This is a genomic window from Perlabentimonas gracilis, from assembly GCF_011174675.1.
In the GTDB taxonomy this organism is placed as follows: Bacteria; Bacteroidota; Bacteroidia; order Bacteroidales; family Tenuifilaceae; genus Perlabentimonas; species Perlabentimonas gracilis.
On record NZ_JAANIG010000068.1, the window covers coordinates 1 to 9,637 of the forward strand.

Genomic DNA, 9,637 nt, shown 5'->3' on the forward strand with positions numbered 1-9,637 from the left:
AACCTTCGGTATAACAGTCACCATCGGTCGTTTGTCCGTTGGTAAAAATAAATAATAAAATTGTAAAAAAAATGCTTGGTTATTTAGGGTTAAAACAAACAGGATAGCCCTCTTCTGCTTTTCGGTTGACGCAATTTTCCCACTGTTCCTCGATATACTGGATACTGGAAAGGATGATATCGTCATCAGTCTCTTGGCCAAACAAGGATTCATCGCCCTCGCCAAATTCCTTTATTTTTCTACTCAAATTATCTAGCTCATTGATAAAGAAATCGGCAAAAAATTTGTTTTTTGTGTTCATGGTGTGTGTTTTATTAAGATTAGAATTTTTTTTGCTTAACGAAGTCTCGGAGAATATCAACTTGCACATCGGTAACTTTAAACTTTTCTTCATCGATTTTTACCGATAGGTTAGGGAAGTTCTTCGCGTTATTTAATATATCAGCATTAAGCTGCATATACTTTTCTTGTGCTTCCCTCTTCTTAATGGTTTCGGTTTCTTGACTGGCCATAATATTCCGAAGTCTTCCCATCTCTAACCGTTGACCTTCGATTTGAATAGCTTTTTTTGTTTTCATGATGATGTTTTTTTGAGTTAAAATTCTATTTGTTTAGCTTAGGATGTTGCCTTAGTGCATCTACCACCTCACTCCAGAAGTGGAATATATGCTTGCCGTGGCCATAGTATGGCAACAAGCCTTGTTGCCTCCAGCGCACAAGCGTTTGGTTGGTAACATCTAGCCTTGTGGCTAGCTCTCTTGAGCTTAATGGCTTTTCGGCCAATTTGCCCTCATTGCCGTTGCTTTGCTGGGTTTGCCCCTTAGAGATAAGGCTCTCTAGCTCATCTCGGGTCATGTTTTCGATTTGTAGGATTGTTTTCATAGTTTAATATGCTAAATGAATACTTAAAGACTATTGCAAATATAGCACAAAAATATATATTAACAAATAAATACATATAAAAACATTTCAACAGACTTTGAACAGCCTAAAAGTTTGAATATTATATATATTTGCAGTATGGAAACAGTTGTTAAGCGTATAATAAAGCTAAGGAGGCATCGCCAGTTAAGTCAGAAAGATATGGCGAATAAACTTGGTATTAATTTGGTTAGTTATTCTAAGTATGAAAGAGGGATTACCTCTATGTCTGTAGAACGATTGCAGCAAATTGCCGACATTCTCAAGGTAGATATCAATTATTTTTTTTTTAAAGGTGATTCTGTTAGTGAGTTGTTAGAAATAACAGATAAGTCGTTTTTAGATCAAGAGATTCAAGAAGAGGAGTTTGTTTGGTCTAAGGAATATCGCCAAATTCATCAGGCTTTAGCGGTTCTCAAAATTGAATTGCTTTATAGTGTCGCAGGGTTATTAAATTTAAGCAGAGACTCAAGTGTTGTTTTTTATTCATTTCTAAGGGCGTTTTTAAAAGGAGAAAAAAGAGACAATATTGCTTTCGCTTGGTTTTTAGATTTTATTCAGATATACAACTTAGAAAAATTAAAAAGCCAGTATAAGGATTTTTTCGATTTACTTTTGTTCGAAGATAATCCAGATGTATTGGGTGATATTGTAATGAAGTACACGTTTGAAAAGGATGATAAAAATTTATCTAGGTTATTAAGTGAATGGCATAGTTTTTTTGAGAAAAAACTACATTACTCCTTTTTTAGCAATGATTTAATTTATTCGTTTATTGAAAGAAATGAGAAGGATATTAGGGTACTAAACTCTGTTTTTGATTATGGTATTTGGTTAGAATACAAAAAGTCTAAAGAACAAGGTTAAGGTTTAGCTATCCCATTTCTTCATCTCCTCTTTTATTTGCTCAGGTCCAATTTTATAGTACTTTGTTAGCTCGCTATCGCTTGTGAGCCCTGTCATTCGCCTTAGTATGTGCATGGCTATTTTTAGCCTCACGCAATGGTTTATAAAAGTTTTGCGGCTTACATGCATGGTTATTAGCTCGTATTTGGGCTTCTGTTCTTCAGTGGGCTTGTCGCCAATATGTTTTAGTACTATGGTGGGCTGGTTAATGCCTGCTATTTTGCAAATCTCTTTAAGCTGGCGGTTAATGTACTGCTCCTCAAATTTGGGTAGGGCAAGCAAGGGTTTGTCTTTATACCGTTCTAATATTTCCAAAGGTTTTTCTGTTAGGGCTATTATAACCTCCTCGTTAGTTTTTACGGTTGTTTTTACTATCATACCGTCCGCAATGTGATTGTGGGTTAGGGTTTGCAAATCCGATATTCTTAACCCGGTGTAGCAGCCAAAACAGAAAATATCCCTAATCTTGCCGTGGGTTACATTGTCGAACTTGTAGCTATACAGTAAATCCAGCTCCTTTTCGGTTAGGTAAACAATGGTTTTGGGTTTTTCCTGCTTCTTAATATTGTGCTGTAGCGTGCCGTGATAATAATCTCGCTTGTGGGACCAGGTTAAAAAGGCTTTTATGTATTTGGTTATGTTGGCAAAGTAGTTATTCGAAATTTTCTCCACCTTGTAAGCATAGTCTTTCAGCTTATCGTAAAGATTGATGGTTAAATTTTCGTACGATAGGTTATTGCCTGTGTTCTTCTCAAATCCCAGTAGGAAATTGTAAACCGCTCTTACTGTTTTCTTGGTGTTTGGGTTGGCCTTTTGTTCTATAAACTCTTCAAAGGCCAACTTGAGGGTAATACTGTCTTTTGATTTGTCGTTCGGTTCAGATAAAACATGCAATTTTACCTCATCAAAGGTTGGCGTTATGCCATTATAATTAGCATCGGTAAAGAAGTTTTTGATATGCTCATTGAATCGGCTAATTATTTTCTGGTTAGAAGTAATCTCACTGTTTACTGCTTTGGGCTTGTCCCCAGACTTGAATGTTTGACTTTTTCTATTCCAGTACTTTGGCTTGACTTTGCAAAGGTTCTTTCGTATCTTTCGCCCATCGTAGGTTACTTGGCCATACAAATGAACTTTGCCATCCTGGTCGGGGTTCTCTTTTTTTAGGTAAATATTGATATTTGCTTTAATCATATAGCATAAAGTTAGGGGCAAAATTAGGGTCAAAAAGTTGTTCAAATATACATAATTCTGAAAATATTGGTTAACATCACATTTCGAAAGCCCTTAAAATAAAAACACTTAGTATGTTTTGGGTGTAACAGGAAACATTGTTTCGATAACTTGTAGGTCAACAGAAAGCCCCATGAAAACATTGTTTTCATGGGGTTTTTTGTTTTTTGTTTATGGAGGTGTTTTGGGGTGTTGCATTTTACTTGGCAGATTTAGACTGCAAGGGAAAGAGTGGTCAAGGAATCCTAAGTTACACCATACGATGAAATCATAGGTTAGCTTTGGGTATTTTGAGAGCCATATTGTTTTACAACATTTTTGACCCATCTCACCTTGGCTTGTTTTTTGTTTTTGCCAAAAGATTCAACACAGTTGTTTGTACGGTTAAACTTGGAGACCAGATACCAATAAAAACGGGGCGAAACCGAAAAGCCATACGAGTAGGAAATCCCTAAATTGAATTTAATCTATGAAGAAGCTAGCGTTAGTATTTATTGTTGCAATGTTTATGCTTTCCGGTTGCGCTTTTCACAATGGCCTTACTACAAATCAGAACAACCACACCACCGAAGTGGTGTTATCCCAAAAAAACTTTCGGGTTGTTGAGAGCGTTAGGGGCGAGTCGGAAGCACGATATATATTTGGTATAGGTGGATTAGCAAGAAATGCCATGATATCCGAAGCCAGAGCGAGTATGCTGGCTAAGGCAAATATTGTGGGCACTTCTAGAGCAATTGTTAACGAAACCGTTGAGATTAAGCGATCGATTTTCCCCTTTGTGAGCAAATACAAGGTTACGGTATCGGGCCATGTGGTTGAGTTCTTCTAGCTATTGGAGTCGTAGTGCACAAAATAGCTGAGGCTGTAGCCTCGGATATTTATTCTAGCCAATTTTTTATATGCAAACACCTTTCACAATTGCGTAATGTTGCTGTGATCTTTGCTGTTAACCAACATTTGGGAGAACAATATGCTCGCAACTATAGTGGTCTTTTCATACAACTTCCTAGTGTTATTTTTTTAACTTTATGGCTAATTAATCTGTTTGTCACCCTAATAACATCAACTCGGTTTTGATTGACTAATAAATGCTTGGAACAATGAAACTACAAAGACCCTGTATCCTTCTATTCTCAATGCTATTGTGTTTTACATCATGTAAAAAAGAAGATGACAACGTTGACAAACCCACAGACTATAGTTTGGAGTGGAAAAACCCTACCTTTATTAATTCAATAAACTTGCCTAAACAAGCCTATAGCGCTTTGTCAATAAAGTTTTCTTATCCAATCGATACCCTTTTTCGATTGGAGGATATTGATGAAAAGAATAATGACTTTAGGCTTTCATACACCCTTGAGTGTTTGTCCGATCCAAAAGTTGATGTTGAGATGATGGTCTATAATAATGACTCATTGGTTTTTTACCCATTATCAGGCCTTTGGCCAAGGGATTCAGAGGGATATTTCGAAATGGTTAAAATGAATATAACTGTTACGCTTGAGGTTTTTGATGATGATTGGATAGAGGTCAAAGGGATTTTTGGAGAATTAATTAGAGAGACGCGAACTTTTAATTTTAGTTTTAACTCGACAATTAGTAACCCAGTAGGTGTGAGTTTTATAGACCTAACCGATAAATTCAATGGTAAATTTATTTTTCCTACACTTCAAACGCTGTTGTTAAGAGCCAACTTCCCGATTGCAACTCCTGTTCATGTTAATCCAAATGCAGAAGTTCGGCTTGTTGTTAATAATGTAGTTTTTAGCGATAACGATGATCTTGTGATTGAAACAGGGTGTAGCACTGATAATAGTGATGTTATTATTTCAATAGAGCAAGAACTGCAAGAAGAAAAGAAGTATACAGTAAATGTTGAGCTTTTTTTTGAACTAAAAGCCAAGGATTCGCCATGGGTTGAGATAGGTAAAAGGATTAGTTATAAAGCAGTGTATGAAACTCGCCTTTTAAACAGCGAAATCGATTTATTGCTGAAGTACTCCTACCCAGCGTTAAATCAGTATCACTTTTTAAAGGATGAGTACCCTAAGGGGTATCTGAGGTTTACAAAACTGCCCGAGGCAATTGCTTTGGATAGCAAAAGGAGCAAGGGGAATGATTATATGGTGAGGATTACGAACCATGCATCGGAGGAGTACGTTGATGTTGCCTGCTCATACGTGCCCGACTCGTTGTATTTCGAGTACAATATGCCCACCGGCTTTCTGGATAACGAGGTTGTTTACAAGATTTCCCTGCTGTCTAACCCCTCAAGCGGATCATCTCCCTTGAGCTACTACTCCTACTTTTTTAGAACAAGCAAGTTTAACGATGCGCTAAGTAAGTTCAATGACTATACTGATACTTTTTCGTATCTTCAAATCATAACTACAGGTATTCACGTTCAGGGTCTTGCTGTTTACCCTTTTACCGAACCTTTCGATTATTGGGAGGCTCAAACAGAAACGAATAGACTTGAATACAACACTGGCTTAATACGGATGGAGATACTGCCCGATGAAAGTTCTATTTTTCAAGTTCAGGATTATAAAACGCTTTATGATAAGTTGTTGGTGTACCCACAGGCCTTGACGTGGAGAACTCCTGAACATATGGGAATACCACCAAGGTATAATACAGGTTATGTAAGTAGTAGTTATGGGGCGAACCACCCAGGTTACTTAACTCCTGAACTTATTGAGCAGGGTGCGGCTCCAATTCCATTAAGTAGCTCAAATTCAGGAAGACGACATGACTTCATTCACGCTATTGGTCTCATTGCTAGCCAGGACTATCATAACCTGAGGGATTATATAAGAAGGGTACAAGGGGAAGATTTAGAGTTGTTTATAACTTGGTTTACAAACTGTAACCTGATGTTTAATGTTAACTATGTTCTGCCTGGTCTCAATATTACTACAAGTACCAAAAAGTTCAAATACAATTAGGGACTAGGCTTGTCAATGATTGCATATTATTATATCTTATTATTGAGCCGAGGCACCATCCTCGGCTCAATTATTATATGCAAATACCTCTTATTATTACGTAATGTATTCTCGTGTTTTGCTGTTAACCAGTATTTGCGAAAAGAATATGCTCGCAACCTTAACACTCATTTAAGCTGCTCGTTTATGTTATTTTTTTATCTTTAAAACCGAATGTTTGTTCTTTTTTGATAAGTACAGTATTGCTGTCGAGAATCACCCTACCCATAAGGCTAGGGTGAATAAACCATCTTGATTTGTAGATGCAGGTTAATATATAGTGAGTTCTAACTATTAACAAAAATGTTGACCGATGAAAAAGCTATTTACTACTATTTTGCTATTGATGTTCCTAAAGCTTTGTGTTGCCCAAAGTATTAGCGGAACGTATCAAACAGCCTGGGGCGAGATGACCCTGCACCAATCGGGCAACCAGATAACCGGTACGTATAAGCATAATAACGGACAGATTAAAGGAACGCTTGACGGAACAACCCTTACTGGTACCTGGACCCAAAACAATGGTAAGGGAAGGATAATATTTGAGTTTAACGACGAGTTCACTTCTTTTTCAGGAAAGTGGAGCTATAATGATGCCGAACCAACTTCGGGTCAATGGAATGGGACCAAAGAGGTGTTGATTAAAGTTAATGTCTCTGGGGATTATTCAACAAAATGGGGCGATATGACCCTGAGCCAGTCGGGCAACCAGGTAACCGGATCGTATAAACTCAATAACGGGAAGATTAGCGGTACGTTAACTGGAAAAGTGCTAACGGGTACTTGGACCCAAACGAATGCAAAAGGAAGGATTAGGTTTGAATTTAACGACGATTTATCGTCCTTCACCGGGAAGTGGAGTTACAACGATGCAGAGCCAACCTCTGGTGATTGGGACGGAAAGAAAAAATAGAAGGGAAACCTTAGTTTAGCCGAGGCTGCAGCCTCGGCTCAATAATTTTCTCGGTGCCACACAGTTTCATACTGTGGTTTTTCGGTAGCGATGTTACCTACTTCTTGAATATCTTGTACAATCCCAGAACGGCAATAATAATCCCTCCAATGGTTACACCCGCATAAGCAGGCTTGCTTAGGGTGAACGATCCCGAAAGCTCATTAATCACTATGTTTCCTAGTCCTGCGTGGGGCGAGTGGTTGTATGCCCAGTACACTATCACAAGTCCTACTACTAATAGCAAGATGCCAACAAAAACTTTACTCTTCATAGCAATTTGGGTTTATGGGTTAAACTTGGTTTTATGTTGCTAATTACTGGAGGCAATTATACAAACTTAGCAGGATAATTCGTAATCCCGAATAGATTTCATTGTAATGCTACACTTTTTTGTGTTGGACGTAACTCATTGTTTCGAGTTAACTTACACCTTACAGGTTAACCGCATAACTAAAGCGTTTTCGCCCTCATCGTAGTAGTCCATTTTTTTACTAATTGAAGTGAACCCCATTTTTTGGTACAGCGTAATGGCCACGGTGTTGGCCTCTTTCACCTCCAGCGATATGGCATTGTAGGCATTAATTCTAGCAAAATCCTTGGTGTAGTTCATTAATTTTTCACCAATACCCAGCCCCCTAAATCTTGGTTTAGTGGCTATGGAATATATTCTCAGAACCTTACTGTTTCGGCGTGTGGTTAATATCAGGTAGCCCCCAATTTGATTATCAATATCGGCAACCACAAAATGGCAGGTTGGGCTTTTGGCTAAGTATCTGAATTGTCTCCTGTTAAATGATTCGGTGCCAAACGACTGGGTTTCGATTTCAAAAATCGAAACCAAATCGTTGGCGGTTACGGGTCGTATGGTTAGCTTCGTGCTCATCACTGATGCTTGTTCTCAAGGCTTTGCACAAAGTGGTTTATAATTCGGTAGTACAGCTCATCGCCCAGAATGGTGTCCTCAACTCCGTGGTCGATGCTGGGGTTATCGTTTATTTCAATAATCACTGCTTTGTCATTTATCATCTTCAGGTCGACTCCGTAAAGCCCTTTGCCAATAAGCGAAGTGGCCTTAACGGCTGTTCGGAGGATGGCTTTTGGTACCTTGTAAATGGGAATGGCCTCGGCCATGCCGCTGCGGCTTTTCCCAGAGTTCTTATGGTAGTATATTTGCCAATGGCCTTTGGCCATGTAGTATTTGCATGCGTAAAGCGGCTCGCCATTGAGCACTCCAATACGCCAGTCGAAATCGGTAGGCAGATACTCCTGGGCAAGCACAATGGATGAGCGTTCAAAGTACTCGTTCAGAAACTGCTCGTAATCATCGCTTTTCTTCACCTTCTTCACCCCATGCGAGAATGATCCGTCGGGTATCTTCACAATAAATGGAGCGCCAAGTAAGCCCGCTACTTCATCGAAGCTTATGGTGTTTGACTTGAAGATTAGGGTTGATTTTGGCGCCGATATGCCCTCGCGTGCCAGCAACTCGTTTAGATAAACCTTGTTGGTACATCGAATTATGGAGAGCGGATCGTCAATCACCACCATATCGGCTTGCTTGGCCTTTTGTGCCACCTGAAAAGTTATGTGGTTAAGGGCGGTGGTTTGCCTAATGAATAGTGCATCGAACTCCATCAATCTGAGCAGATCCTGCTCCGTTATCAGCTCTGCATTAATATTCATCTTCTTGGCAATATCAACAAATTTAGCCAACGCTTTTTTGTTGCTGGGGGGGAACGCCTCGTTGGGATCGTGGTAAATGGCCAGATCGTAGCGTGGAACCTTTTTTGTACGAGGATTTCTCCACACCTTACGGTTGAACCTATTCAGCGCCTCGGCAAAGTGGTTCTGCTCCTCATCAGTTAAATCAACAAGCTGTAGTGGCATTATGGCCTCAATCTGGTTCTTCGACTTCGTGTTAAGGGCAACCCTAAGAATGGGGTAGGGATAGTTGTCGAATACAAATCGTGCAATTTTTTCGAGCCCAGGCTCGGTACAGGTTCCAAAAAATACGTTTAGATGCCAAATCTCATCGGTAATCTTTTGCTTCTCAATCCAGCTGTGGCAAAGCTTATGCAGCGAGCTATCCATCCGGAGACCTGCACCCGATTCTAGCTTATTTAGCACTTCGGGCGATGGAATTACCCTGTGACCACGTGCGGTGGCCAGCAGCGAGCAGTAGTAACCCTCGGAGTTGTAGGAGATATCACCACATAGGTTTATCACAAGGTTGGGGTCGCTCTCCGATTGGTGCTTAAGATACTCCGATGCGGTGATTATGCTCTCGGTGGGGTAGTAAGGTTTCCAGATCGAGAGTTGATCCAGAAGGATAAGTACGTTTTGCATCGATAACTTATATGTAGAGTTTATTTTAAGTGTATGATAATTAGATTTATGACCAGTGCTTTTTGCTGTTAGATTCGATGCAAAGATTAGCACAAAATCGATTGGTTGTTTCGCTCTTTTAAATTATTTTTTTACAGTGGTCTAAACCTTTGTTTTCTATGTGGATATGATGTGTAAGCCTATGGATTTTTCGGCTAAATATTATTTTGAGGTGCTGGAGAAGAGTTATTACCTTTGGGTATGGAAACACAAGAAAGCCTAAAGGCCTTATTGTCGGTATTTTTTCCTG

Annotated in this window: 11 protein-coding genes; 4 read left to right on the plus strand and 7 right to left on the minus strand. The window is 39.2% G+C overall.

Features of this window, described 5'->3' with window-relative positions; all coding sequences use genetic code 11:
- Positions 1–79: 79 nt before the first annotated feature.
- From G8O23_RS16580 to G8O23_RS16590, 3 genes are read right to left on the minus strand one after another with little or no spacing between them, the layout of a single operon-like run.
- Complete coding sequence (locus G8O23_RS16580) at positions 80–301, minus strand: hypothetical protein (RefSeq protein ID WP_166366923.1); 222 nt, start codon at positions 299–301, stop codon at positions 80–82.
- Between the two features lie 19 nt (positions 302–320).
- Positions 321–578, minus strand: coding sequence for a hypothetical protein (locus G8O23_RS16585; RefSeq protein WP_166366925.1), 258 nt, complete (start codon positions 576–578; stop codon positions 321–323).
- A gap of 25 nt (positions 579–603) precedes the next feature.
- The gene (locus G8O23_RS16590; RefSeq protein ID WP_166366927.1) at positions 604–882 is read right to left on the minus strand and encodes a helix-turn-helix domain-containing protein; all 279 of its coding nucleotides are present in this window, start codon (positions 880–882) and stop codon (positions 604–606) included.
- Positions 883–1,020: 138 nt separating this feature from the next.
- On the opposite strand from G8O23_RS16590, the gene G8O23_RS16595 reads away from it, so the two are divergent.
- Positions 1,021–1,788 carry a helix-turn-helix domain-containing protein gene (locus tag G8O23_RS16595; RefSeq protein ID WP_166366929.1) on the plus strand — a complete coding sequence of 256 codons (768 nt, stop codon included), beginning with the start codon at positions 1,021–1,023 and terminating at the stop codon, positions 1,786–1,788.
- A gap of 3 nt (positions 1,789–1,791) precedes the next feature.
- Here the strand turns inward: G8O23_RS16595 and G8O23_RS16600 are convergent, their stop codons facing one another.
- A complete protein-coding gene (locus G8O23_RS16600) occupies positions 1,792–3,021 on the minus strand; it encodes a tyrosine-type recombinase/integrase (protein ID WP_166366931.1) in 1,230 nt (409 codons plus the stop codon).
- A gap of 508 nt (positions 3,022–3,529) precedes the next feature.
- Here G8O23_RS16600 and G8O23_RS16605 point away from each other — a divergent pair.
- From G8O23_RS16605 to G8O23_RS16615, 3 genes are all read left to right on the plus strand, one after another.
- On the plus strand, positions 3,530–3,889 hold the full coding sequence (locus G8O23_RS16605) for a DUF6567 family protein (protein ID WP_166366933.1): 360 nt from the start codon (positions 3,530–3,532) through the stop codon (positions 3,887–3,889).
- A 271-nt stretch (positions 3,890–4,160) separates the two neighbouring features.
- Complete coding sequence (locus G8O23_RS16610; protein ID WP_166366935.1) at positions 4,161–6,008, plus strand: hypothetical protein; 1,848 nt, start codon at positions 4,161–4,163, stop codon at positions 6,006–6,008.
- Positions 6,009–6,360: 352 nt separating this feature from the next.
- Entirely contained in the window at positions 6,361–6,960 is a 600-nt protein-coding gene (locus tag G8O23_RS16615; RefSeq protein WP_166366937.1) for a hypothetical protein, read from the plus strand.
- A 97-nt stretch (positions 6,961–7,057) separates the two neighbouring features.
- On the opposite strand, the gene G8O23_RS16620 is transcribed toward G8O23_RS16615, so the two are convergent.
- The 3 genes from G8O23_RS16620 to G8O23_RS16630 all read right to left on the minus strand — a co-directional run bounded on the left by G8O23_RS16620 (position 7,058) and on the right by G8O23_RS16630 (position 9,348).
- On the minus strand, positions 7,058–7,273 hold the full coding sequence (locus G8O23_RS16620; protein ID WP_166366939.1) for a DUF3185 family protein: 216 nt from the start codon (positions 7,271–7,273) through the stop codon (positions 7,058–7,060).
- Between the two features lie 153 nt (positions 7,274–7,426).
- On the minus strand, positions 7,427–7,885 hold the full coding sequence (gene rimI / locus G8O23_RS16625; protein WP_166366941.1) for a ribosomal protein S18-alanine N-acetyltransferase: 459 nt from the start codon (positions 7,883–7,885) through the stop codon (positions 7,427–7,429).
- Positions 7,885–9,348 (minus strand): RimK family protein, encoded by a 1,464-nt coding sequence (locus G8O23_RS16630; RefSeq protein ID WP_166366943.1) that lies wholly within the window; start codon positions 9,346–9,348, stop codon positions 7,885–7,887. Before G8O23_RS16630 ends, rimI begins: the two co-directional genes overlap by 1 nt.
- Positions 9,349–9,637 lie beyond the last annotated feature (289 nt).